This window comes from Streptomyces sp. NPDC003027 (assembly GCF_053591435.1).
Genome location: NZ_JBSFTU010000030.1, coordinates 41,516 through 64,468 on the forward strand (window position 1 = coordinate 41,516; position 22,953 = coordinate 64,468).

Here is a 22,953-nt window from a genome sequence, read left to right on the forward strand (position 1 = left end):
AACATGAACCTGCGTCACGTCCGCGCGATCGCTGTCTTCGGCATCGCTGTCATCGCCCTGACCGGTGCGCGCGGCTCGGGTGGCGGCGGCTGCGACAACAACAGCAGCAGCGGCAGCTCCAGCAGCAACAACCACGGCAGCGACAACGACAGCACCTCCGGCGGCACGTCCGGCGGCTCCCTGCCCGGCGGCTCCAGCAGCGCCGACAAGGCAGCCCGCGACGTGACCATCAACGAGTGCAAGTACGACCCGGCGAACAAGAACCTCGTCGCCCGGGTTACCGTCAAGAACGACAGCGCGACGGACTACGACTACAACGTCACCATGAAGTTCACCGGCGCCGCTGGCGGCAGTGTCGTCCCGGCGACCGCCATCAAGACCGCCATCGCCGTGGCGCCGGGTGCGTCCGTCAAGGCCGAGCTGACCACCCCGTATCCCGGGACCGGCGACGGCTCCGAGTACACCAAGTGCGAGGTCTCACGAGCCTCCCGCTTCTGACGGTCCGACGGCCCCGGGGGCATCCCCGGGGCTTCGCCGAGCCGGGCGAGCGCGCCACCGTCCGCTCGGCGAAGAGCTCCACGAGTCGCGGTAGTGGTCGACCAGCCGGAACGCTCTGCGGCGTTCATCGACAGGGGTGAGGCCGGCGATCCTCCCAAGTTGCTGGTGTCACCCCCGGCCAGGCGCGCCGGTCTCGTCAGCCACAGCGGCCGAGTACCTGCGCGCTCTGTGCGAGACCCTGGTGCGCCACACCCCCGCCACCGTCGTGGCCGACCCCGTGCCGTTGCCCAGGAACTGCTGCGCTTCGCTTCGGAGTGCCGATGGCTGCGGTTCGTCCGCTCCCGCCTGGGCGTGATGCTTCCGTACGTACCGAAGTAGCCGGCTGGAACAAGCGGCTGCGGGCCGCGCTCCCGCTGATCAAGCAGGCGATACGGTTCCTCGCGACGGACGCGGTTTCGTCATCGGCACGGTCGCGCGGGGGACGGCTGCACCGGCTTGCTGAGGCGCAGCGCTTCCGGGATGGGCTGAGGCCACTGTCTGACGATCACTCCACATTGCTACGTCCATGCTGGCGTGTTGCAGCGTCATCACGGCTTGCACCACGGCGGTGATGCGCTCGGTGCTGCACCGCAGCTTCCACGGGAGCCGCCTGGTCTTCAACGTGGCGATGGCGCGTTCGCGCACGTGCTTTGACGCTCCATCAGTTGTTCGTGCTTCATTGGGCACCTCCGGCCCGACAGCACCCCTGGGCCCCCGCTTCGGAAGGCGAGGATCGTTGGTCTTAGGGTCGGAGCGTGGCGCATGAGCGCCACGGGGGACCACCAGGAGGTCGAACTATGCGCATTTCTCAGAAGGCGCTGATCGCTGTGGGGATCGCGGCATTCTTTCCGATGCTGAATCCCTCCGTCGCGTCCGCAGCCTACTACGGAGACGAAACGGACTATACGGTCAACTACGTTCCGGAAGACAAGGGCTGGGAACCGGCATTGGCTCTCGCAGGTGTTAAGGCCAGCTTCGCGCCGAACGGCGACTATTTCAGGGTGGCTGACACCAAGAGCGATGGAAGGGCGGCGGCTGTCCAATGGTACGACGGCGCCTCGGGTAGAACGGGTACCTGTGTAAACAAGTTGGGTGCGGGATCGGACGGAAGTTGCAACAAGAACTTCCCCGAGGGGCACCATATACAGTTTCGGGCCGCGCTTTATGATGCTGGAGAATTGGTTGCTGTTACCTATGATTGGACAAGCGCTTGGTCGTAATGTCCAATGAGCCTCTTCCGGCCTGGCGGTATTGATCGCTAGTTGGACACACCTGCGCAACGATGAAACTCCTGGTGGACGGGTTCACGACCAAGATCACCCATGTCCGCCAGGAGCTTCGCATGCTTGTCCACCCGTCCTCGATCGATCTGTCGAGCCGAACCTTGCGGTTCCCGGCCGGACAACTGTCGGTCCGGCAGGCGGAGATCGGGAGGCCGTGGCGGGGCGCCTGTCAGCGGGTCGCCAGCTCTCCTCGCACTGGCTCACCTGCGGTGCGGTGACACCTATGCCCAGCTCGCGGCCGGGTTCAGCATCGGGATAGCGACCGCGTTTCCGCTCCATACGCGAAGCCGTCGGCATCCTGGCCGCTCTCGCTCCGTCCCTGGCCGAGACGGTGATGACGATCAAGGAGAAGGCGTTCGTCGTCCTCGACGGCACCCCTGCTGCCGATCGACCGCATCGCTGCCGACACCCGTACTACTCCGCCAAGCGCATACGTCACGGCATGAACGTCCAGGTCCTCACCGATCCGGCCGGCCGGCTGCTCTGGGCCTTCACCAGCCCTGCCCGGATCGACTGACGACCTCACCGCGGCGCGTCAGCACGGGATCATCGCAGGACCCACCGACGCGGACCTCATGCTGGGGGACAAGGCGTATCAAGGAGCCGACGGGCCGGTCCGGGTGCCCTTTCGGGGGCCGCCGCCTCAAGCGATGGAAGCGCCGCCACAACAGCACCCATGCCAAGTCCGTTGCCTCGGCGAACAGAGCCATGGCCACGCTGAAGAGCTGGCGGCTCCTCCGGAAGCTCCGCTGCAGCACGAACCGCAACACCGACTTCGTGAAGGCCGTCCTCGTCCTTCATCACGCATCAATGTGAGGTTGGAAAAGACTCAGTGGGATGAACGCCTCGGTGGTCAGGGCTGAATTCGATTCGAGCCCACCGGGTTAGAGTGCTGAGTGCTTGGCCGTCGTCGATGGTCGCGGCCTTGTATCCGCGCGTCCAAGGCTTTGATCTGCGGGATCCAGAGCTGGACGACGTGTTCGTCCAGCAGGAGCCACGCCTCGTGCAGCCGGTTTCGGCAGTAGAGGTCGTTGGCGTACTCGTAGAGGTCGTCGCCGTAGCCACGCGCTGCCGGCCATGCTCGGGTCTCCTGTTCACTGGCCCTGATGGCATGCTTCAGCGCGTGATTGAGGACTCGGACGGGCATCAGCCCGGTGATCCCTCCTGCGGCCGCCTCCTGGCACGTGGTCACGGGTTCGGCGTAGTCGGCGAAGAAGCCGTCCAGCTGCCGGTGGCGGTATCGGCACGACCGAAATGCGCGTACATGTCGAGCGGATCACTCGGGGTCAGGTGCAGGATGGCTGAACCGTGTAGTAACGGGGGCCCGGCCCCGCAGGCCGGGCCGTCCACATGAAGGCAAAGAACCGAGAAGAGGGAAGGGAACACGTGATGATCGACGAGGCTCTGATCCGCGAGCTGCTGGACGCGGCAGACGACGACTCCGCCCTGGTCCTACTGGAGGGCCGTGCCCGGGTGGCCGGACGGGACGCCCTCGACAGCGACGACCTCCGTGGCGCGGCGGTGGTGCTGACACGGGCGGAACTCGTGGATCGGTTGGGCACCACGGACCCCGCCCCGCAGGAGGTGACCCTCGTGGCGGCCTCGCTGAACGATGCGGTCGGCAAGCTCGGTGGCTGAGGCACCCGGCCGTGGGAGGGCCGGGCGCCTCAACTGGGCGGTCACCCCCGCCTCCTGGCGCGGGAACCCCGCAGGTCGGGGTTGTACGGGCGGAGCTGGCCCGCCGACGCGCGGTGCCGGAACGACGTACCTCGGCGTACACCCGCGCCCTCACGCCGGGCTCACCCGGCGTACGCCACACCGGCGTGATGCCGGAGGGCGCCACTGCTTCTGAAGGACCTCCATCACCGCGCGGATGGTGTCCTCGTCCGCAGCGGCGATGTCGAGGACCACGAGCCGGGGCTCGGCGTTGCGCTCATCATGAACGCTGGTCGGGTCGTTGACGTCGACGATGTCCTCTTCAACACCATCGGGGCGCTTGTCGGGATGCTCGTGGCCGGAGCGTCATCGCGCTGGGTGATAAGGGCCTGGAGGGCGGCCGGCCTCGAGTCGATGCCTCCGAGGGCGTTGTCGCTCGCGGGTAGGACAGATGGGTGCACCCGCGGGGCTGGTAAGAACAACCCGATCATGCCGGGGCCGGCCACGGCGGCGCTCAGCAGGCCCACCGAGAACGACGGGTCGTCGACCGAGGCCATCGCGCAGAACGCCGCGAAGGCGGCGACGAACACGAGCGACACGACGATCCGCCGCTCCCGCAGCGGGAACGAGTCTGTGCCGCCACGGCTCCCACCACGTCCAGCCCGCCATCACGCAGGACAGGATGGCCGCCGGCGGCACCAGACCGGGCCTCATGCTCACAGCCGCCGGCTTCCCGGTGCCCACGACCGTGCGGGACCTGTCCGAGCCCTACCTGACACGGGGCCTGGCACGCCGCGAGGAGACAACGGACGGCCCCGGCACTCTGCCAGCCGCTCCAGGATCCGCAGCCGTCCAAGGCCGCCCGCCAGGTCGAGCATGGCCCGCTCACGAGGGGCGAGCGAGGCGGGGGCCGGGTGCCGCAGCGGTGGGGTTCTTCTGGAGCGCCGGGGCAGGGGCAGCGCAGGCCGGACAGGGAGCATTTCCCCGGGCCGAATCTGTGGCAGGTCGCTCCGGCAGATGGCGCACTTCCCGAGGAACTCCGGCGGGCGCGTCTACGGCGGAAAGTCGCGGGGGACGGGGGCGGGGCTGGTCATGTGCGTGGTCCTTCTCGGCAGCGGGGGCCGGGCCGCGTCAGGGCAGGACTCGCGCGCACCGGTGCGGACGGCACTGGATCTCGCATCCGGCCCCCTATCGGTTCGGGTTGCGGAAGAGGGCGAGCGTCTTCGTGAAAGTCCTCAGCGGTGAGCTGCCCTGCTCGTCCGCAGCCGGAGAGGGCGCCCGGGACGCGCCGTCACCGGTGGTCGCCTCGGCGAGCGCGGCGAGCGCCGACTCGGCCGCCTCGCGGTACAGGTCACAGGATGCCGTCATGGCCTCGAGCGCCTTGGCGTACTTGGTGACCATGGCCCGTGCGTGGACAAGCTCCTCGTCCGGGGTGAGCAGGTGCCAGCTTTGGCGCAGTCGTGCCAGGACCTGTTCGGCGTCGGCCGGCAGCGGTCGGGGCAGTGAGGCGAACTCCGCGATCTTCTGGAGGAGTTCGGTCGGTTCCGTGGCGTCCAGGAAGACATCGCGTACGGTGAAGCGCTCCACTTCGTAGCCGGGGACCTGCGGCGTCGGGGGCAGGACGACGGCCCCGCCGCGCGGTAGCCCCACGCCCAGCTCACGCTTCATCGCGAAGTCGGCGATCAGCGCCTGCTCCGGCGTAGCCCGGTGCTCGACCACCCGGTGCCGCAGGCTCGGTGGCAGGAACGCCGTGATCGGTCGCCGCCCCCGCGCGTCCGGTGTCATCGCCTCGTGCACCACGACATGGATGAACCAGCTCTGCCGGGTGCAGCTCCGCAGCAGGCGCCGCAGCTCGCCGTCGTCCTTCGGCAGGTGGTTCGCCGTCCGCAGACGCACGCCCGGCACCCCCTCGTGATCCCAGGCGACCTGGTCGCTGTCGGGCCAGAACACGGTGGCAGGTGAGGGCCAGCTCGCTTCCCATGCCCGCTCCGCCTCGGCGGCGAGCACCCATGTGACGCCCTCGCTCTCGACCCGGCGGGACTCCGGCCCGTACGTGGTCAGTTGAGCGCGCACTGTGACACCGTCGGCCACGCGCCAGCGTGCCTCGAAGAGTCGGCGGGCAGACGGGCCGGCGTCGGCGGACTCATCCCGAGGGAACAGATCGGTCGAGCGGGCCGCCTCGATCGGGTCGAGCTCCAGGGAGTCGTCGATCACCCCGGCCGCCTCGAGGGCGATCAAGTTGCGCCGGACGTCCTGCTCGGCCTCGGGACCGAGGTGACGCCCACGCCCGAGCCACACGGTGTCGGGGACAGTGGTCGATGAAGAGCTGCTCTTGGCCATGGAACCGTCCAGTGGGGTGATCAGGGCCCGACCAGTATGGTCCGTGGTCGAGCGGCGCAAATCGCGGCACTGGACAGCTATGTGCGCACGCTCACCTCCGGAAGGGCAGCACCATACGTTGGCCCGCAGTCGGCAGGTCGTGAGGAAACCGCAGGTACGAGCCGTGCACTCGTGTTGACCACTGCCCGCAGCCCGGGCAGGACGCCCCGCCCGTCGTGGATTGGGCATCCAGCCGGATGCCTTCCTCAGTCACGCCGACCGCCACCAGGTCGATGCCCTCAACCGCTGCGAGCAGCACCTCTTCGAGCAGCACCTCTTCGAGCTGGATCACTACTTCGTCCACGCGAAGCACCGTCGATCAACCCTGATCCACCACAGGCGATTTGCGGGCGACATCGCGCGCCATCAATCGGAGATCAACAGTCACACTGCGTGCGCGACCACAGTGAAGTGGATCAGAGTCCGCTGTCACCTACGCAGCCGGCCCACTGCTGGCGATCAGGTAGTTGTGTTCATGGCACCCACGGGGGAAGAGGAAGGCTGTATCGGTGGGCACTCGCTAACGACGGGACTGCTTGCGCAGCGTGCTGACCCGGCGGGTCCTCGTGGCGAGTGAGGGTTGTCCTGGACCGGTAGGTGCCGTGGACGGTGTACCACGAGGGCGGGAGGATCGAGCCTTGTTCGAGGGCTTTGAGACCAGGCGGGTTCAGGTCGATGAAGCATCGATTTTCGTTCGCTACGGCGGGGAAGGGCCGCCGGTGGTGCTGCTGCACGGCCACCCCCGGACATCTGCGACCTGGCATCGTGTCGCCCCGCTCCTGGTCAGGAGCGGTTTCACCGTGGTTTGTCCCGATCTCCGGGGTTACGGCCGGTCCACCGGCCCCGCGCCTACCGCAGACCACGCGGGATACTCCAAGCGGGCCGTCGCTGCTGACGTGGTCGAGGTGATGCGCTCCCTCGGTCATGCCCGGTTCGCGCTCGCCGGGCACGACCGAGGAGGCAGTGTCGCGCTGCGTCTCGCGCTCGATCATCCCCACGCGGTCTTGCGGGTGGCGCTGATCGACTGTCTGCCCCTCAGCGAGCACCTGTCCCGCATCACGACCGAATTCGCCACGCAGTGGTGGCACTGGTTCTTCTTCGCCCAGCCGGACATCCCCGAGCGGGTTATCAACGCCGATCCGGACAGCTGGTACCGCGGCGATCCCCAGAGCATGGGGCAGGAGAACTACGACGAGTGGCGTTCGGCCATGAGAAATCCGGAGGTGGTGCGGGCGATGTTGGAGGACTACCGGGCGGGCCTCACCGTCGACCGGCGACACGAGGAGGACGACCGCGCCGCCGGGACACGGATCCAGTGCCCGGCGCTGATCCTCTGGTCACTCCGAGACGACCTCGAGGAGCTGTACGGGGACCCGGTGAAGATCTGGCGTCAGTGGGCCCCGAACGTACGCGGCCACGGCATCGATGCCGGGCATCACGTGGCCGAAGAGGCTCCAGAAGCGCTCGCGTCTTCCCTTGCGGGCTTCTTCGCCGGGCGCCATGAGTAGGGAGTTTCTGGGCTGCCACGCGTCGGACGAACGGGATCCGCGGACTGGATCGAGCTCGCGATCTTCCCGACAAGATGCCCCGAGCACGCCATGTGCTACGTCGCCACCGTACGCCGCACCGCCTGTGCCGTGAGGCCGGGGCCGGTGTGCGTCGGGGATCAAACGAACCGTGGCATCAGAAGATTGATCACGACCTCTGAAGGCTGGTTCAGAGAGGCTGGCCGTGTCCTTCCGATCATCGTCTCCATGGGTGGGGCGACGAGTGCACCGGTCTTTGGCTCCACGTCGAGCCGGTGCAGTCCGCGGCCCCGATTCCGCGCTCTGGCGTCGGGGCCGCGTCAGTATTTCCCCAGGGCATACGAAGGCGATCTCCCCGAGCGACGCAGTTGGTCAATCCGGGCCTGGTTGCTTCACCCCGTTGCTGTACGGCGGGGCGAAGCGCTGTCAGGGTTTCGTTCCCATCCTCAGCGGCCACGGCCCCCGGGCAGCGCGGCCCAGGCCGCCGAAAGGCGGCCGATCAGTTCTGTCGAGTCTGTCGAGTCTGTCGAGGTCTTCCGGGGCGAAGCGGTAAGCCTGCGCATGCCCACCACCGGCCTGAGCCCCAAAGCCCGCGCTGCCGGAGGCGGGCGTTGCTTGTTCAGGTGCCGACGGCGGTGACCCCGAACATCAGGGTTCGCCGGCTCACGTCGTAGTTGCAGGTCGCTGTGTTGCGCAGGAGCCCTGGAGGACGTCGGCGTCGTCGAGGAAGACATGCTTGGGCCTCGCCGAGCTTGTTCCCGTCGGAGTCGTAGACCGGGTGGTCGAGTACAGAGGGAATCTGGACCTGGGGTGATCATGCTCACTCCCGTTGAGCAGATATCTTCCCTTTGGCCTCTTTTTGCCTGTGAGTCGCACGCAACCGGCCCATTCCGCTGACTGTGGCGGTGCATGGGGCGGGCGTGATGGGAAAGCCGCCGGATATGACACGTACACCGAAACCCGAGCACGCTGACGATCGCGAGCCCCCTGCAGGTGGGTCCGGGAGCGTGGGTCCCGATGAGCAAGTCGAGGAGCGGGCTCCGGATCAGCTCTCGGAGATGCCGAAACGGTCGTGGATGGCGGTGCTGCGCGGAACGCTGAAGGAGTTCAAGGACGACGAGCTCACCGACCGGGCCGCGGCTCTCACCTACTACGGCGTGCTGGCCCTCTTCCCCGCCCTGCTGGTCCTGGTGTCGCTGCTCGGCATCGCGGGCGAGTCGGCGACGAAACAGGTGCTGGACAACCTGCGGAAAATGACACCCGGCGCGGCCCGCGACGTGATCAGCGACGCGGTCCAGCAACTCCAGGGCAACGCGGGCATCGGCTCGCTCCTGGCGATCGTGGGCCTCGCCGTCGCGATCTGGTCGGCCTCCGGATACGTCGCGGCGTTCATCCGGACCTCGAATGCCGTCTACGACATGCCGGAGGGACGTCCGGTGTGGAAGGTGCTGCCGCTGAGGCTGGCACTGACGGTCACGTTGATGATCCTGGCTGTGGTCAGCGCGCTGATCGTCGTCTTCACCGGCGGGCTGGCTCGGCAGGCGGGCGCTGCACTCGGCGTCGGCGATACGGCGCTGACGGTGTGGTCGATCGCGAAGTGGCCGGTCCTCGTCCTGCTCGTGACGATCATGATCGCGATCCTGTACTGGGCCGCCCCGAACGCCAAGGGCCGCGGGTTCAAGTGGGTGACGCCGGGGAGTTTCCTGGCGCTGGTGATCTGGATGCTGGCCTCGGCCGGCTTCGCGTTCTACGTCGCGAACTTCGGCTCGTACAACAAGACGTACGGCACCCTCGCCGGAGTGATCATCTTCCTGGTGTGGTTGTGGATCACGAATCTGGCCATCCTCCTCGGCCTGGAGTTCGACGCCGAGATGGCCCGCCAGCGTGCGGTCGCCGGCGGCCACCCGGAGAACGAGGAGCCCTACGTCGAGCCCCGCGACACCCGTAAGTGGAGTGATGAAGATCGGCGCCGCCTGGGGTGATCACTGTGTGGAGGCGCCGCGGGCGGGCAAGGGTCACGGCATGGGAATCCTGATGGCGGTGCGCGACGGCGATCATCGGCTGACCCGGCGGATGGCTGCCTGGGACTCGGACTGGGCCCGCCGGGTCCTGCCTCCGGTCGGGGAAGCAGCCGAGCACACGAAGCTGTGGTGGGCTGCCGCCGTGGCCATGGCGGCCGGCGGCGGGTGGAAGGGCCGCAAAGCCGCGGCCGCCGGAATCATGAGCATGGCAGCAGCGGAACTGCTCTCCAACGGGGTCGCGAAGCAGTTGGTGGAGCGGCGTCGGCCGCCGAAGGAGTGGATTCCGCACGACGACGTCGAGGACCGGCCCGACAGCTCCTCCTTCCCCTCCGGACACACCGCCGCTGCCGTCGCGTTCACGGCGGCCGTCGCGCCGTCATGGCCGTGGGCTGCTGCCGTCTGCGCCGTCCCGACGGCTCTGGTGGCGATCGAGCGGGTCCACAGCGGCGCGCACTACCCCTCCGACGTCGCAGCCGGCGCCGCCATCGGTCTGACGGCGGCCGCCCTCGTCCGGACAACGCCCCGCATCCTGATCCGCCCTGGGGGATGGCCACGAAGCGCAGGCGGGTGACCGGTTCTTTGCGGGGTAAGCGCGCCGTGACAGCAGCGTGCACATTTCAATCAGGGAGGGACGGTCATGGTGGCTCGCTTCCAAGTCCGGCACCAGCCGGCCAAGGGCTGTCACCGCGTTTTGATGGCAACGAACAGGCAGGCCAACGCGACCAGCGAGCGCTCCGAGCGCCATCGCGCCTGCCTGGACGGCATCGACTCCGTCAAGCGCAATACCGAGGCCCCCATCCAGGACACCACCGGTACCAACTCGGGCCGCTGACCGGCCCGGAACGCACAGGCGACACGAATGGCGGCCTTCGTGCAGCCATCGCGCCGTAAAAGCACCGAGCATGCGGAGAAGGTGAGAGTAGATGAGTGCCATTGGGCGGCACCCTGGCCAGAGCAGCTCAGAGGAATCGGTGAGCGACCTCTTTTCACGGGCGTCGCAGCAGATTTCGGAGCTGGTTCGCGAAGAGATGCGGTTGGCCGTGGCGGAGATGACCCAGAAGGGCAAACGCTTCGGTATGGGCGGCGGCCTGTTCGGTGGGGCCGGCCTGGTCGGTTTCCTGGCCGCGCAGGCGCTGGTCGCCGGTGTGATCGCAGCCCTCGCCCTGCTCCTCCCGGTCTGGGCCTCGGCTCTGATCATCGCCGCCCTGCTGGCGGCCGTCGCAGCCGGGATGGCCGCGGCAGGGAAGAAGCAGATCACCAGGGCCGGCACCCCCGCACCCGAGCAAGCCATCGCCGGCGTCAAGGCCGACGTGGCCGAGATCAAGGAGGCAGCACACCGATGAGTACCCCTTCCCAGGGCGACAAGGACGCCGCACCCACACCCGAGGAGCTGCGCGAGCAGGTCGAGCACACCCGCGAGGAGCTCGGCATGACCGTGGAGGCGCTGGCGGCCAAGGCCGACGTCAAGGAGCAGGCCAAGGAGAAGGCGGCCGAGTTCAAGGAGCAGGCCGCCGAGAAGGCAGCCGAGCTCAAGGAGCAGGCGGCCGAGAAGGCCACCCTGGTCGGCGACCAGCTCCGGGAGAAGGCAGCGCACGCCGCTCAGTTGGTCAAGGACAAGACCCCCGATCCGGTCCTGGACAAGGCCGCACACGCAGCGTCCCAGGTACGCGACACCGCGACCCACGCCGGACAGCTCGCCGCCGAGAAGACCCCGGACCCGGTCCGCGAGAAGGCTGAGTCGGCCGCGACCATGGCAAAGGCCAACCGCACGCCCCTGATCGCCGCGGCCGTCGCGTTCGTCGTCTTCCTGCTCCTGCGTAGCAGCCGGAGGTGCCGATGAAAGCGTCCAAGATCGCCTACAAGCCGATCGGCCTGGCGCTCGGCGCCGCGAGCGGCATGATCGCCGGCGCGGCGTTCAAGCAGGCCTGGAAGATGATCGGCCACGACGACGACGCCCCCGACGCCACCGACGAGCACCGCACCTGGCAGGAAGTCCTGGTCGCGGCAGCCCTGCAAGGCGCTATCTTCGCGGTGGTCAAGGCCGCTGTCGACCGGTCCGGAGCCGCCACCATCCGTCGCCTCACCGGAACGTGGCCCGGCTGAAATCATCCAAGGGCGGCGCCGGCCTCGCCCTGAGGACCGGCGCCGCCAGACCAGAAAACATGGAGGAAGTCGTGGCCGCGCACCCCGGGCCGCACACCCTCGCAGTCGCCGCTCTCACCACCGCCGCTCTCACCACCGCCGTGCTGCTCACCCGCTGGTGGGCGACCCGCGCGGCCCGCGACGCACACGGTGCCAGCGCCGCCAAGGCGCCCTGGCGACACTCAGCGCCCTCCCCGGCGGGCGAGGACTCTGCCCCCGACCGCGTCGCCGAGCTGCATGCCTCGTTCCTGGATCCAGCCCTGCGGGAAACCGACACCCACCTCGAGCAGTACTGGAACAACCTCACGTCCCTATACCCGCACCGCGACGGCGAGTGCGGGCACAGGTAGGGCGCCCCAGCCCGTCACCGGGTCGCACCGGCCGGCACACCTGACCGCGTCGCGGACCGGCCACGAGCAGCGTACTGACATCCGGGGCGGGTATCGCTCGCTGCTCCGGGCACACGAAGCCCATGCACGGACAACATGCGCGTCCCACGAGCACTCTGTTCGGACCGACCCCCACAGCCCAGAACCCGCCGCCTGGCCAAGCCGGAGCCAAGCACTCACGGCGCGGCCGGATCACCGGCCGCCTGCGCCGCCGGATCCTCGCATACCGGGCGATCGACTTCCTATCCACGCATATTCCGGACCACTCCGGGCCAGGCGAGGAATGCCTCCTCCTCATTCACATCCGCCAGGTCGTCGGCCAGGTCCAGTACCGGATCTGCTCCGACTGCGCCCAGGGTGTCATCACCGGCATCGCTATCGACGAGCGTTTCCACAGCACCGGGCTGGGCACCCGGGCGCTTTCCCACCTGCGGTCCCGCCACCCGGGTCTTGCGTGGCGCAGCACGCTGCACATGCGCACCACACGTGATCTCCTGCGCCGGATGCGCATTCCCACTGTCACCGATGACCCGCGCTGTCCCCACGCGTCGGCCGCCGTCTCACGCGACGCTCGTCAGCGCTGACAGGATCCTCGCCGCCCGTAGACGTCGAAATCCTCAAGGAGTGAGAAGGTGAACGGCTTCCGCAGCTTCATTCTGCGAGGCAACGTGGTCGACTTGGCCGTCGGCATCGTCATCGGGGCGGCGTTCACCGCGGTGGTGAACGGCTTCGTCGGCGCTTTCCTGACCCCGCTGGTCGGGCTGGCAACCGGCGTCACCGGAGACATGAGCCGCAAGACCTTCACCGTGGGTGCCACCGAGTTCCCGTATGGCGCCTTCATCAACGCGGCGATCAGTTTCCTCCTCCTCGCCTCCGCCCTGTACTTCCTGGTCGTGCTCCCGATCAACAAATTGCACGAGCGGCTCGCCCCGCACCACGACGTCCAGGCCCCCAAGCGGGACTGCCCCGAATGCCTCAGCCCCGTCCCCGCCCAGGCCCGACGCTGCGCTTCCTGCACTGTCCCCCTGCCCGCTGTACCCGCCCAGGCGGGGGAGACCACCCAGCGCGCCGGGTGACAGGCCTCCACTGATCGCCCGCCGAGGGGCGGACCGCAGGGGTGAAGACCTGAAAGGTCCACCATCGGTTCACCTACGCTCACGCGGAGAGCGTGCGGTGCGGCGCCCTCCCGGCGCGGCGGAGGGGGCAGGTGGATTCCGGTTCCGTCCGGGGGAGCCGCAGCCCGAAGGCTTCGCTCCTCTCCGTGGGCATCGCCGCGCTGGCAGCAGGAGTGATCGGCGTGGGGGCCACGTTGGCGGTGCCCGGTCAGACCGCCGATCGGCTCTCCCCAGTGGGCTTCTCTCACCCCCCTGCGTGTTCGCCACGCGCACTGTTCCGGCGCCGCAGGGCAGCGCGCCTGGACCGGCGCCGACGGGGAGCGGTCCGGATGGGCGGGAGCAGCTTCGTACGCGCCGGATGACGGTCCCCGTATGGTCGCCCGGCCCTCTGCCCGTCTCTGCGGATGTCCAACCCCGTGCCCACGACCGCCGAGTCGGCGGTGGCTCCGCTGCTCGCCCTCGTCCCGGACACCGTGAAGACGTCACGGTACGAGGGGTACAACACGGGCGGCCGCGTGCAGGCCCGGTTGACCCTCGATGACGGCCATGGCCCGGCGAGCGTCGTCGTCAACGTCGCCCCAGCCCGCCCTGGTACAGCGCCGCAGCATTGGGCCGGCCTCTCCCCGATGACATCGATCCGAGTCATCACCCGGCCGACCACCCGCTCCCGGGTGGCGGCTGGGCCCACATCACTTCCCTCTACTTCACCGGCAACGGCGCCGATCCCAATGACCCTGACAAGAGCCAGAATGCGGTCAGCATCCTGCGCCCGGACGGCGTGCGGATCCGAGCGGTCGCCTGCAACGGCCCCGGCGGGGCACTGGGCCCCGCCAGCCCCCTCACCGCCCCTCACGACCCGTCAGCTCTACACGATCGCGAGGGACCCGCGGTGGAGCTCCCACATGGATAAGGGCTTCGTCGACGACGCGGCATCCATCTCAGTCCAGGGCACGGGCTCCTCCTGAAGCCTCACCACCGCGCTGTGCGGGCGGCCCTGACGCCGGCCCGACTGCCTCTGTCGTGCCGCTCATGACCAGGCCCTTTAAGTGACGAGCTAACCGCGTTGTCCGCCTGAACCGTCTCCTGAAGCCTTCGTACACCCATCGCGGCCAAGCGCGGTGGACACCGGCCATATCCGTAGGCCGGTGGGAACGAAGAGGACTTCACATGGTCAGACGTCACAGATTCCAACGCGGCGCCGCACTGGTGGCGTTGTTCGCGTCCACTGCCGTGCTCGCCCTGGGCACGGCCGGCTCCGCACAGGCGAGCGGCGGTTCCTGCTGGCAGGGGCCGACGGTCACCGACTTCCTGGGCGGGCGGTTTCCCACTTCGGTCTGCCCGACGTGGATCACCTCGCACGTCCGTCAGGACCCCAACGGCGGCACGGCGAGCGCCGGCGTCCTGTACGCCGGTCACAACTGGGTCGTCTGCCAGCGCCCGGGCGCGACGAATCCGAAGAACGGCACGGGCGTCAACAACTACTGGCTGTACACGCAAGCCGATGTCGGCTTCGTCAACAAGGGGTGGGGATGGCTCCCCGCCAACGCGGTGAGTTACGGCGGCGACTGGGAGCCGATACCCGGCGTTCCGATGTGCGGCATCGGGATCGGCGGCCGATGACGGCCCTACGCGTAACACCTGGCCGGGCGCGTCCGCACACGGCGCGGACCTGCCCCATGTCCCATGCCCCGAAGAACTCACGCGACAGGAAATGGTTCGTGCGCACCGCACCGCTCGTGAAGACCAGGCGAAGACCGCTGTCCCTCATCCCGCTGCTCATGGCCCTCGTCATCGCGCTGCTGGGCCTCGGGTCCATGCCCGCCTCCGCGCTTTCGACTCCGGAGGAGCCAGGTGCGGTCGTCGGAGGCGCGATATCACGCAGCGAGGTCATCACCCGTGCTCATGCCTGGTACCAGCTGAGAGAGCGCATTCCCTACAGCCAGAACGACTGTTACCTGACTGGAGTCGGCAGCGTCGGCGTCAGGTGGAGCGCCATCACGGGCGGCTGCTTCCCCTCCTACTACCGCATGGACTGTGCGGGCTTCGTCTCCATGGCACTCAACGCCACGAACAGCTTCTCCGCCCTGCCCCCGGGCGAGGGCCTCACCCGGTCCGACGTCTCCCGCAAGATCAGCAAGAGCGAGCTGAAGCCGGGAGATGTCCTCATGCACTTCAGCGACGTTCATGCCGAACGGCACACCCAGCTGTTCGACCGGTGGGTCGACGCCGGCAAGACCACCTACTGGGCCTACGACTTCGGCGCATACCCCGTCAAGCATCGAAAGGAGACCTGGACAGGCTGGTACACCCCCTATCGCTACCTCAAGACCGTCGACGACCCGGGGGACAACACCGTCTTCTACCAGGAGCCCAACACCGCTCTCCCCGTCGGCGTCAGCGCCTCCATGGTCAGGAACACCGATTACCGGCTGCCGCTCGTCGAGATCAGCGGCGGAAGCGACAACGACGGGTTCTTCACCACATGGGGCGACGTTCTCAACGTCCGCCCGGGGCCCTCGACCAGTGGCGCACCGGTCACCACCATCCGTGGCGGAACCCGCGTACGGGTCAGCTGCCAAGCCCATGGCCAGCGGATCACCGCGGACGGCATCACCAACGATGCCTGGTCCTACCTCCCGGACTACGGGGGGTGGATCACCAACATCTACCTCCAGGGCCCCGCCTGGATGCCAGGCGTCCCCACCTGCTCCGGCACACAACCCGGCTCAGGGGCCACGTTCACCACATGGGGCGACGTGATCAACGTTCGCCAGAACACCACCACCGCAAGCTCCGTGGTCACCACCGTCAGGGGCGGGACGCAGGTACGAGTGAGCTGCCAAGCCCATGGCCAGCGGATCACCGCGGACGGCATCACCAACGATGCCTGGTCCTACCTCCCGGACTACGGGGGGTGGATCACCAACATCTACCTCCAGGGCCCCGCCTGGATGCCAGGCGTCCCCACCTGCATCTGAACCCCTCCACATTCCTCCGCTCAGAAAGGTCCCACCCATGCGCCACAGCATCCGGCCCGCGCCGGCGATACCGCTCCGCGTCACCTTCACCACGGTCCTGTCCTGTCTCGCGCTGGCGTCCGGAGCCCTGGTCCTGACCACCGCGCCGCCGGCGGCCGCCTCACCCGCCGATTGCCAGAACTGGCGCGCCGCAGATGCCGCCACCGATAAGTGGACGGTCACCAGCACCCCGCTCACCACCGGCTACACCCTCCCGTACAACCGACGTCAGGTCGACCTGCGTGCCGGCAACATCAATGGCGTCCAGCACGGTTGGACCAGGATCGTCGGCTACACCAAGGCGGGCGACAAGTACTGGATGGACGTGAGCCGTGACGGCGGCCGCAGCTGGATCCAGTGCGGCCCGTTCACACTGACCCGGGACGGGGAGAGCCCCTGGACGCCGGCTCACGCGGCGAGCCCGGACCCGAACCTCCGCTTCAGGGCGTGCGGGCGTGCCGCTGACGAGGGGCAGAGCGCCTGCGGGCCGTGGTGGTGAGCAGTTCGGTGCCCAGCTCCGTGATGGTGTGCAGGACGCCGGGACCGTGCCGGCTCGTGGTGATCAGCCCCGAGTTCCGTAGCACGCCGGTGTGCTGGCTCGCCGCGGCGGCCGAGATGTCGAGGCGCCTGGCGAGTTCCGTGGTACTGCACGCGCCGTCAGCCACGATCTTCAGGGCTGCGGCTCGGGTACGGCCCACGAGCGCCACCAAAGAGGCGTGACTCCCCGCCTCCTGGCCGGCCCACAGTGCGGCCCCGGTCACCGGGTCCCGCACTGTGGGCACGCTGAGCACCGGCGCCGTTGCCTCGTCCAGGGGGTTCCAGTACAGGATCGGACGGCGCCAGAGGAACACGGTCGGCGCGATGACGAGACCGCGCCCGGCGAGGTGGACATCGGCGTCGCGCGGGGACCTGATCGTCAGGACGGGGGGCGTCCAGGTGCTCTCCGGAGGCGCGCAGACAGCCTCCATGAGTCGCTGGACCCCACCCTCGAGCACGGCGCGTGCGTAACCGGCGCGTATCCCGTCCAGGTGCGCCCGGATACGACTCGTATGCGAGACGACCGCCACGCGATGGCAGGCGGTCAAGGCGTCGACCAGGTACTGCTTCGCCGCCAGGTCTCCGTCGGCGAGCTTCCTCATCCACACGGCGGATGGCGCCGATGGCGACAGGAGGTCCTCCAGCTCTCCGCGCATCTGTGCGCGTGAAGTGGACATGAGGGTGTCGGCCCCTTGCTCCACATTTGTCGAGCTTCCGGCGAGTGTGTACAGATCCAGTCTCGGACCACCCGCCGCGGCAAGCGCGCGCAGGGGCCCCAAGGCCGCGTCGACCCCGCCCGGAACCGCGTTCCGCCAGCCGCGGAAGGGCAGCGCCCCGCGGTTCTGCTGGGCAAGCACGGCACAACCGTACGTCTCCGCCATCACGCCTACGCCGTCTGCAACACGGACGCGGACCAAGTCCTCAGCGGTGAAGTGAATACGCAGCATGTCGGCCCCCGTCCGGAGCGGCAGAGTGGTCAGGCGCGAACGCCCCGAGTGATCGTCTGCGTGAGCATGCCGCAGCGCCTCTTCCTACGTCCACCTTCGCCTCGACTTCGCCGCTGGCCTCGCCCGTGGATCATCGCCTGCTCCGGGGCCATCGGTCCCGGGCCAGGCACGTGATCAGCCGGGCTGAGGTGCGGTCCCGGCCGCCGAGGTCGCATCCCGCTGGCCCGTCGCGGTCAACCTGCTGGCCGGCAGCCTGCTGGGCGCCTGGGCCGGAGCGAGCTGGGCAGTCCGCATGCGCAGCACCACCCTCTACAAGGTGCTGGCGGCCCTGATGGTCCCCATGGCGGCCGCCCTCGTCCTCACCCTCACCACCACCCTGGGCACGCTCGACCTGCCGCTCTGGGCCCAGATCCCTGCCGGAGTCGTTGCCGGGTTCGGCATCGGCGTCGTCGCCGTGATCCTGCTCGTCTCCGCCGTCAAGCTCGCCCGGCACAACTGACCCTGCCAACACCCCCGGACCTGACGTGGTGCAGAGACCTTGCGGGCCTTTCCTGTCCAACTCCCGTCCGGTGTCCGCTGCTGGACCGTGGTGGACGACGACCTGGCCGTGGTGCCCGAGGCCGACGCGTTCTTGCGGCACGTGAGGTTCGGTAGGGACCAGGCCGAGCTGACGACCCGTACGTACGCCGGGCACATCGCGCTGTACCTGCGCTGGTGCATACGGACGGGCCGGGACTGGCGGGCGGCGGCCGAGGAACTGGGGCTGTTCATCGTCTGATCGAAGTTCGGCTCGAAGCAGATCACGGGCATCGAGCGCCCGTCGGGGACCGGGCTGGTCTACCCGGGCCCGGGAGCTGAGGCCGTACGCGAGCCGGTTCGCATCCAGAACGTCCTCACAGGGGTACGGCAGTTCCCGCTGAACGGCATCACGACGGAGGCGGTGTCCTCATCCGTGATGGCGCGGCTGCCTTGCGCTCGTAGCGACGGTGCAGGCGGCGGCACCCGGACAGCCATGCCACGGTGCGCTCTACGGTCCTACGGTGCTGGCCAAGGCGCTGGGAGGATTCGACGCCCCGGCGCGCGACAGGTCTTCCACCTTCAGGCACAGCCCTTCGTCGGCCCGTGCGGTGAACTCGTAGAGCATCTTCCACTCCGTCTTCTCCGGAGTCCGACGTCCAGGCGTGTTCAGGGCGGCGATCTGATCTTCCGCCAGGGCTCGGTGCGGTCCGGCCGCGCCGGCCGCCGCTCGATACCGATCGTCGGATCGCCTTCGATCCAGCCCTGGCGCTGCCACCAGCCGATCCTTGCGCGCGATGGACAGTTCGCGGTTGACGGTGCCGGCGTCCATCTCGTCCGCCCGTGCCCCCGCCAGTTCGGCCAGCACCTCCGGCAGCGCCGGGTCGTCGATCGCGGCGACGGGCAAGACGGGTGGCCTCGCGCCCCGGTGAGCAGGTCCGGTCGGCGGGGATCGCCGGTGAGCATCCAGCCCCATGTCGTCAGCCAGATCCGGTAGATCGGCGCGGCCGGGTCGGTGACCTCCTGCTCGTATGAGTACGACAGCCACTCGCCCTCGGAGATCTTGCAGCCGACCGCGACGCCCGGCGCGTCGGTCGCCTCGGCGAGGAGGGCCTCGGCGCGGAATTTGCAGCCGTCAGCCGGATCGAGTCAGGGCGCGCCGTCGGCGGTACGAAGAACGGGTGCTCCTCGCCCGATCTGATCCGCCGTTGGCGCGCCCGGGGACGTCAGAGGCGGGATCCTCGCCTGCGGCCTCCCTCAGCGCTCAGATGAGGAACTCGGTGTCGTCGACCGCGAGGAGGCCCTTGCTCACGTCGACACTGACCATGCCGACGAACGAGGCCGCGAACTCGAGGATCGCCCGCTCGCTGCTGGAGCACTTTCGATCGTGCCGTCTCCTGACGCTGCGGTGGCCGCCTGTGCCCAGCGGCCACCGCGAAGGGGTTAGGCGGTGGCCGTGTCCTGGCTGCGGGTGTGTGCGGCTAGGGCGTCGGCGGTGGTGGGGTGGGCTGGCAGCAGGGCATCGAGCCCGGTGAGCTTCAGCAGACGCTCCAGCCGGTCGGGGACGGCGGACAAGGTCACGCTGCCGTCGGCTGCCTTGGCGCAGCGGAAGATGCCGACCAGGGCGTTGAAGCCGGAGGAGTCGCAGAAGGTGACCTCCTCCAGGTCCAGGATCAGGTGGCGGTGGCCCTGCTCGATCAGGGCGAGAGCCTGCGCGCGCAGGTCGGGGGCAGTCGATATGTCCAGATTCCCAGCGACACCTGCCAGGGCAAGGTCGCCGTCGGTGTGCTGTGCGGTGAGACGGAAGTCGGTCACGGTCGGCTCTCCGGCATCTCGCCGGCGGGGGCGATGGTGTGGGCGGTGGACGTGGCGGTGTGGCCGTCCGCCGCAGCGTCGGCGCAGGGGACGGACAGGGCCAGCAGGGCGACGTCGTCATCTGCGCCCTCGGGCAGGGATTCGATGAGGGCGACGGTGTCCTCGATGACCGCCGTCGCGCTGACGTGCGCGGTGCGTGCGGCGAGGAAACCGGCCAGGCCCTCTTCCCCGATCATCTTCCCATCACCGGTGCGCGCCTCGGTCAGCCCGTCGGTGTACAGCAGCAGTCCTTCGCCCGGGGCGAGGTGCAAGGTGTGGGAGGCGAAGCGCGCCTCGGCGAGGGCACCGATGAGCATGCCGCCCTTGGGGCGCACCGCTTCCACTGCGGCCTGACCTCGCAGGTGGTAGACCGGAGGGTGCCCGCCGGTGGCCACCGTGACGGTGAACCCCCCTTTCTCGTGCGACTCAAAGACGCCGAAAACGGCCGTGCAGAACCGGGTACCGATGGCCGGGTCGAGCAGCAGCGCCGTATTCAGCGAGGTGAGCACGATGTCGGGGTCCGGGTCGATGAGGGCAGCGGCGCGCAGGGTGTAGCGGGTCAGGGAGGTGACGGCGGCGGCTTCGGGTCCCTTGCCGCAGACATCGCCGAGGAAGAACGCCCACTTCCCCCCACCGAGCGGGAAGACATCGTAGAAGTCGCCGCCCACATCCTGCGGTGAGGCGGTGGCGTAGTGGCAGGCCAGCTCCAGACCCGGCACCACCGGCAGCGCCGGCGGCAGCAGGGTGCGCTGGAGGGTGGAGGCGAAAGCCTGGATGGCACTCTTGTCCCGCTCCGCGCGCTGCCGACCCTCCTCCTGCTCATGACGCCGTTGCTGCTCCACGCGCAGGGCGTTCAGAGCCGACAGGCGCATCTCCATCTCATCGAGCACGATCGAGGCCAGGTCCGCGAGGGTAGCGGTGTCGTCCTCGGTGATCAGGCGAGGCTCGGTGTCGAGGATGTTGACGGTGCCAAGCCGGTGCCCGTCGTGCGTGATGATCGGGGCGGCAGCGTAGAAACGGACCGCCATCGGTCCAGTGACCAGACCGTTGGAGCAGGCGACCGGGTCGGTGAGAGTGTCGGGGATCACCAAGGTCTCGTCCGACAGAATTGCCGAGCCGCACAGACCGGGCTCCCGGCTGATTTCGCTCACGCCCTCCAGGCCGTGGGCGGCCTTGAACCAGATCCGGTCCTCGTCCACGATCGTCACACTCGCGACCGGCACCCTGAACAGCCGGGCGGCCATCGCCGCGACGCGGTCGAAGGCGCCGTCCGGCGGTGTGTCGAGGATGTCGTAGCGGCGCACCGCGTCCATCCGGACCGCTTCTTCCACCGCGCTGAGCGCCCGCCGTCCCGGCTCCCCGGCCGAAGAAGCGGCGTGTCCCGCTTGCGGCATGTCTACCTCTCCTTGACCCCGACCCGGACGGCCGGTGACTGCGGCAGCTTAGACCAGTCCCTCAACAAGAGTCCTGGCGTCCCCAGCACCTCCCCAAAACTGCGGCCTGTGCGGCCGCTGGGAGCGACCCGTTCTGCATCGACACCGAGACCGACGCGCCCTGCCCGACGCCGCCGCGTGACCGCGGCCGCCGGCGAGGCGCTGTTGTTGGCAAATCGGTGCACCGCAGGTGGCCGTCGGGGCTGTTTCTCTCCGGCAGGGAACCGATGGGACGGTGATGCCGGAATCAGCCGGCGCACCGGGAGAGGAACCGCACGATGGGACAGTCAGAGCCGGAGAGCAAGGTCCAGAAGCTGGAGACGGGCCTGGCCGTCCAGGAAGCTCCATGGCCGGAGCGCAGGCCACGCACGCGGCGGCACGGGCGGGGATGACCTCGACGTTCGCCGCCACGCAGACCGGGACGTGGGCGGTCACGGCCACCGGCAGTGTCGCACTACTGGTCGGGATCTTCCTCGGCATGGCCACCAAGGACTGACTGTCGGCCCCGCCCTACCCGGAGCCGTCAGTGTGACTCTGCCGCCCCTCGTCTGGCCTGTGCTCCGGCGGGGGCGGCCCGCTGAGAGTGAACATTCCGTAGGAGCGTCACGGCTCTCTGTCTGGCGTGCTCCAGTGTCGGTGCGGTTCCAGGGGTCTGCGTGACGCCATGAATCAGCGTGGCCTGGTCGTCATCGACGGCTTCGGACACGGCGTCGCGACCCCCTGCAGCCGCTCGAAGAGTGAGGATCACCTGCTGCACGGCCGTACCCCGTCCGGCGAGGCGGTCTGCCCGGACGGCGATCACACACCCTTCCGCTGACCGGCGCCTGCTCCGCGGCTGCACCCGCGCCGGGCAGCAGCCGCAGGGTCGGCTCGCCTCCCCGCCCAGGCGATCATGAGCCCCGCTCAGGAGGGTTTCACGGCCGAGATCGCAGTCGCGGTGACCTTGTTGTCGCACTCGGCGATGCGGCCGTCCGTGAGAGCGACTCGATGCGTCCCCGACCGCGGCAGACCGATCACAAGCGCCGGGTACACGGAAGGCTCCGCGCCGGACAGGCAGTAGCCGGGGCCCTCGCCCTGCACCTGCACGAAGGTCAGCTTCACCCACGCCTTGGCACGCGGCGCGAGCCGCACGGTCGAGGGCGAGCCCGTACGAGTCACCTTCAACGCGGTGCGCTGGGCGGATCCGGTGCCGGCCCCGGCCACCGACGGATGGCCGCGCACGATGCACGGCTGTTCGGAGACGTTGGTGAACTCGACGACCACCGCTCCGGTACCCGTGCCGGCGGGACGACGGGCAGCCTGGTAGGCCCTCAGCTCCAGAGCCGCCTCAGCACACTCCGCCCCCGTGCCCGCAGCCGGCCCGGTGGGCGAAGCAGGTGCGGCGGCCTCGGCCCGGGAGGACGGCTGGGTCACCACATCGGCACCGCCCGACTGACACGCTGCCAGTGGCACCGCGGCCACGCTCACCGACGCGAAGACGCGCGCAATGTATGCGTACTGCATAAGTCGCTCCCCATGGTCCAAGTGCGCGGGGTGACCGGCTGGCGGACCGGTGCTTGCCGCGTAAGACAGAGCCACCCATGGAAGCGGCCGTCACGGGC

Annotated in this window: 29 protein-coding genes and 3 pseudogenes; 22 read left to right on the plus strand and 10 right to left on the minus strand. The window is 68.9% G+C overall.

Going from position 1 to position 22,953, the window contains the following annotated elements; genetic code table 11:
* Positions 1 to 3: 3 nt before the first annotated feature.
* The 4 genes and pseudogenes from ACWDX6_RS21285 to ACWDX6_RS21300 all read left to right on the plus strand — a co-directional run bounded on the left by ACWDX6_RS21285 (position 4) and on the right by ACWDX6_RS21300 (position 2,636).
* A complete protein-coding gene (locus ACWDX6_RS21285; protein WP_451486455.1) occupies positions 4 to 498 on the plus strand; it encodes a hypothetical protein in 495 nt (164 codons plus the stop codon).
* 279 nt (positions 499 to 777) lie between these two features.
* Positions 778 to 947: pseudogene (locus ACWDX6_RS21290) on the plus strand (IS982 family transposase); the annotation flags it as partial.
* A gap of 387 nt (positions 948 to 1,334) precedes the next feature.
* Complete coding sequence (locus ACWDX6_RS21295; protein ID WP_451486456.1) at positions 1,335 to 1,757, plus strand: hypothetical protein; 423 nt, start codon at positions 1,335 to 1,337, stop codon at positions 1,755 to 1,757.
* Positions 1,758 to 1,879: 122 nt separating this feature from the next.
* A pseudogene (locus ACWDX6_RS21300) lies at positions 1,880 to 2,636 on the plus strand (transposase family protein).
* Between the two features lie 37 nt (positions 2,637 to 2,673).
* On the opposite strand, the gene ACWDX6_RS21305 reads toward ACWDX6_RS21300, so the two are convergent.
* On the minus strand, positions 2,674 to 3,012 hold the full coding sequence (locus tag ACWDX6_RS21305; RefSeq protein ID WP_451486457.1) for a hypothetical protein: 339 nt from the start codon (positions 3,010 to 3,012) through the stop codon (positions 2,674 to 2,676).
* Between the two features lie 197 nt (positions 3,013 to 3,209).
* Here ACWDX6_RS21305 and ACWDX6_RS21310 point away from each other — a divergent pair, with 197 nt between their 5' ends.
* Positions 3,210 to 3,458 carry a hypothetical protein gene (locus ACWDX6_RS21310; protein WP_451486458.1) on the plus strand — a complete coding sequence of 83 codons (249 nt, stop codon included), beginning with the start codon at positions 3,210 to 3,212 and terminating at the stop codon, positions 3,456 to 3,458.
* A gap of 150 nt (positions 3,459 to 3,608) precedes the next feature.
* Here the strand turns inward: ACWDX6_RS21310 and ACWDX6_RS21315 are convergent, their stop codons facing one another.
* From ACWDX6_RS21315 to ACWDX6_RS21325, 3 genes are all read right to left on the minus strand, one after another.
* Positions 3,609 to 3,731, minus strand: coding sequence for a hypothetical protein (locus tag ACWDX6_RS21315; protein WP_451486459.1), 123 nt, complete (start codon positions 3,729 to 3,731; stop codon positions 3,609 to 3,611).
* Positions 3,732 to 4,664: 933 nt separating this feature from the next.
* Positions 4,665 to 5,816: a hypothetical protein gene (locus tag ACWDX6_RS21320; protein WP_451486460.1), complete on the minus strand. Its 1,152-nt coding sequence runs from the start codon at positions 5,814 to 5,816 to the stop codon at positions 4,665 to 4,667.
* Positions 5,817 to 5,907: 91 nt separating this feature from the next.
* Entirely contained in the window at positions 5,908 to 6,159 is a 252-nt protein-coding gene (locus ACWDX6_RS21325) for a transposase family protein (RefSeq protein ID WP_451486461.1), read from the minus strand.
* A 334-nt stretch (positions 6,160 to 6,493) separates the two neighbouring features.
* Here ACWDX6_RS21325 and ACWDX6_RS21330 point away from each other — a divergent pair, with 334 nt between their 5' ends.
* The 13 genes from ACWDX6_RS21330 to ACWDX6_RS21390 all read left to right on the plus strand — a co-directional run bounded on the left by ACWDX6_RS21330 (position 6,494) and on the right by ACWDX6_RS21390 (position 16,564).
* Complete coding sequence (locus ACWDX6_RS21330) at positions 6,494 to 7,363, plus strand: alpha/beta fold hydrolase (RefSeq protein WP_451486462.1); 870 nt, start codon at positions 6,494 to 6,496, stop codon at positions 7,361 to 7,363.
* 959 nt (positions 7,364 to 8,322) lie between these two features.
* Complete coding sequence (locus ACWDX6_RS21335; RefSeq protein WP_451486493.1) at positions 8,323 to 9,363, plus strand: YihY/virulence factor BrkB family protein; 1,041 nt, start codon at positions 8,323 to 8,325, stop codon at positions 9,361 to 9,363.
* 40 nt (positions 9,364 to 9,403) lie between these two features.
* Positions 9,404 to 9,973: a phosphatase PAP2 family protein gene (locus ACWDX6_RS21340; RefSeq protein WP_451486463.1), complete on the plus strand. Its 570-nt coding sequence runs from the start codon at positions 9,404 to 9,406 to the stop codon at positions 9,971 to 9,973.
* Positions 9,974 to 10,096: 123 nt separating this feature from the next.
* Positions 10,097 to 10,234 carry a hypothetical protein gene (locus tag ACWDX6_RS21345; protein WP_451486464.1) on the plus strand — a complete coding sequence of 46 codons (138 nt, stop codon included), beginning with the start codon at positions 10,097 to 10,099 and terminating at the stop codon, positions 10,232 to 10,234.
* Between the two features lie 91 nt (positions 10,235 to 10,325).
* On the plus strand, positions 10,326 to 10,745 hold the full coding sequence (locus tag ACWDX6_RS21350) for a phage holin family protein (RefSeq protein ID WP_451486465.1): 420 nt from the start codon (positions 10,326 to 10,328) through the stop codon (positions 10,743 to 10,745).
* The gene (locus ACWDX6_RS21355) at positions 10,742 to 11,242 is read left to right on the plus strand and encodes a DUF3618 domain-containing protein (RefSeq protein WP_451486466.1); all 501 of its coding nucleotides are present in this window, start codon (positions 10,742 to 10,744) and stop codon (positions 11,240 to 11,242) included. Before ACWDX6_RS21350 ends, ACWDX6_RS21355 begins: the two co-directional genes overlap by 4 nt.
* Complete coding sequence (locus tag ACWDX6_RS21360) at positions 11,239 to 11,505, plus strand: DUF4235 domain-containing protein (RefSeq protein WP_451486467.1); 267 nt, start codon at positions 11,239 to 11,241, stop codon at positions 11,503 to 11,505. Before ACWDX6_RS21355 ends, ACWDX6_RS21360 begins: the two co-directional genes overlap by 4 nt.
* A 59-nt stretch (positions 11,506 to 11,564) precedes the next feature.
* Positions 11,565 to 11,894, plus strand: a complete 330-nt coding sequence (locus ACWDX6_RS21365) for a hypothetical protein (RefSeq protein ID WP_451486468.1) — start codon at positions 11,565 to 11,567, stop codon at positions 11,892 to 11,894.
* 122 nt (positions 11,895 to 12,016) lie between these two features.
* Positions 12,017 to 12,517: a hypothetical protein gene (locus tag ACWDX6_RS21370; protein WP_451486469.1), complete on the plus strand. Its 501-nt coding sequence runs from the start codon at positions 12,017 to 12,019 to the stop codon at positions 12,515 to 12,517.
* 48 nt (positions 12,518 to 12,565) lie between these two features.
* Positions 12,566 to 13,009 (plus strand): large conductance mechanosensitive channel protein MscL, encoded by a 444-nt coding sequence (gene mscL, locus ACWDX6_RS21375; RefSeq protein ID WP_451486470.1) that lies wholly within the window; start codon positions 12,566 to 12,568, stop codon positions 13,007 to 13,009.
* A gap of 1,206 nt (positions 13,010 to 14,215) precedes the next feature.
* On the plus strand, positions 14,216 to 14,668 hold the full coding sequence (locus tag ACWDX6_RS21380; RefSeq protein WP_451486471.1) for a hypothetical protein: 453 nt from the start codon (positions 14,216 to 14,218) through the stop codon (positions 14,666 to 14,668).
* A 98-nt stretch (positions 14,669 to 14,766) separates the two neighbouring features.
* The gene (locus ACWDX6_RS21385; protein WP_451486472.1) at positions 14,767 to 16,026 is read left to right on the plus strand and encodes a hypothetical protein; all 1,260 of its coding nucleotides are present in this window, start codon (positions 14,767 to 14,769) and stop codon (positions 16,024 to 16,026) included.
* A gap of 37 nt (positions 16,027 to 16,063) precedes the next feature.
* Positions 16,064 to 16,564 carry a hypothetical protein gene (locus ACWDX6_RS21390; RefSeq protein WP_451486473.1) on the plus strand — a complete coding sequence of 167 codons (501 nt, stop codon included), beginning with the start codon at positions 16,064 to 16,066 and terminating at the stop codon, positions 16,562 to 16,564.
* On the opposite strand, the gene ACWDX6_RS21395 is transcribed toward ACWDX6_RS21390, so the two are convergent.
* Positions 16,506 to 17,549, minus strand: coding sequence for an ArsR/SmtB family transcription factor (locus tag ACWDX6_RS21395; RefSeq protein WP_451486474.1), 1,044 nt, complete (start codon positions 17,547 to 17,549; stop codon positions 16,506 to 16,508). The genes ACWDX6_RS21390 and ACWDX6_RS21395 overlap by 59 nt on opposite strands.
* 292 nt (positions 17,550 to 17,841) lie before the next feature.
* Here ACWDX6_RS21395 and ACWDX6_RS21400 point away from each other — a divergent pair, with 292 nt between their 5' ends.
* Together ACWDX6_RS21400 and ACWDX6_RS21405 are read left to right on the plus strand one after the other, a co-directional pair.
* Positions 17,842 to 18,048, plus strand: coding sequence for a hypothetical protein (locus ACWDX6_RS21400; protein WP_451486475.1), 207 nt, complete (start codon positions 17,842 to 17,844; stop codon positions 18,046 to 18,048).
* An 87-nt stretch (positions 18,049 to 18,135) separates the two neighbouring features.
* Positions 18,136 to 18,327 carry a hypothetical protein gene (locus ACWDX6_RS21405; protein ID WP_451486476.1) on the plus strand — a complete coding sequence of 64 codons (192 nt, stop codon included), beginning with the start codon at positions 18,136 to 18,138 and terminating at the stop codon, positions 18,325 to 18,327.
* 187 nt (positions 18,328 to 18,514) lie between these two features.
* On the opposite strand, the pseudogene ACWDX6_RS21410 reads toward ACWDX6_RS21405, so the two are convergent.
* The 4 genes and pseudogenes from ACWDX6_RS21410 to ACWDX6_RS21425 all read right to left on the minus strand — a co-directional run.
* A pseudogene (locus tag ACWDX6_RS21410) lies at positions 18,515 to 18,634 on the minus strand (IS5/IS1182 family transposase); the annotation flags it as partial.
* A complete protein-coding gene (locus tag ACWDX6_RS21415; RefSeq protein ID WP_451486494.1) occupies positions 18,577 to 18,972 on the minus strand; it encodes a hypothetical protein in 396 nt (131 codons plus the stop codon). The pseudogene ACWDX6_RS21410 and the gene ACWDX6_RS21415, both read right to left, overlap by 58 nt.
* A 536-nt stretch (positions 18,973 to 19,508) precedes the next feature.
* Positions 19,509 to 19,880, minus strand: a complete 372-nt coding sequence (locus tag ACWDX6_RS21420; protein ID WP_451486477.1) for an STAS domain-containing protein — start codon at positions 19,878 to 19,880, stop codon at positions 19,509 to 19,511.
* Positions 19,877 to 21,313, minus strand: coding sequence for a PP2C family protein-serine/threonine phosphatase (locus ACWDX6_RS21425; RefSeq protein WP_451486478.1), 1,437 nt, complete (start codon positions 21,311 to 21,313; stop codon positions 19,877 to 19,879). The genes ACWDX6_RS21420 and ACWDX6_RS21425 overlap by 4 nt, the downstream gene beginning before the upstream one ends.
* A 385-nt stretch (positions 21,314 to 21,698) precedes the next feature.
* Here ACWDX6_RS21425 and ACWDX6_RS21430 point away from each other — a divergent pair, with 385 nt between their 5' ends.
* Complete coding sequence (locus tag ACWDX6_RS21430; RefSeq protein WP_451486479.1) at positions 21,699 to 21,848, plus strand: hypothetical protein; 150 nt, start codon at positions 21,699 to 21,701, stop codon at positions 21,846 to 21,848.
* A gap of 168 nt (positions 21,849 to 22,016) precedes the next feature.
* Positions 22,017 to 22,169 carry a hypothetical protein gene (locus tag ACWDX6_RS21435; RefSeq protein WP_451486480.1) on the plus strand — a complete coding sequence of 51 codons (153 nt, stop codon included), beginning with the start codon at positions 22,017 to 22,019 and terminating at the stop codon, positions 22,167 to 22,169.
* Positions 22,170 to 22,255: 86 nt separating this feature from the next.
* On the opposite strand, the gene ACWDX6_RS21440 is transcribed toward ACWDX6_RS21435, so the two are convergent.
* A complete protein-coding gene (locus ACWDX6_RS21440; protein WP_451486481.1) occupies positions 22,256 to 22,855 on the minus strand; it encodes a DUF4232 domain-containing protein in 600 nt (199 codons plus the stop codon).
* Positions 22,856 to 22,953 lie beyond the last annotated feature (98 nt).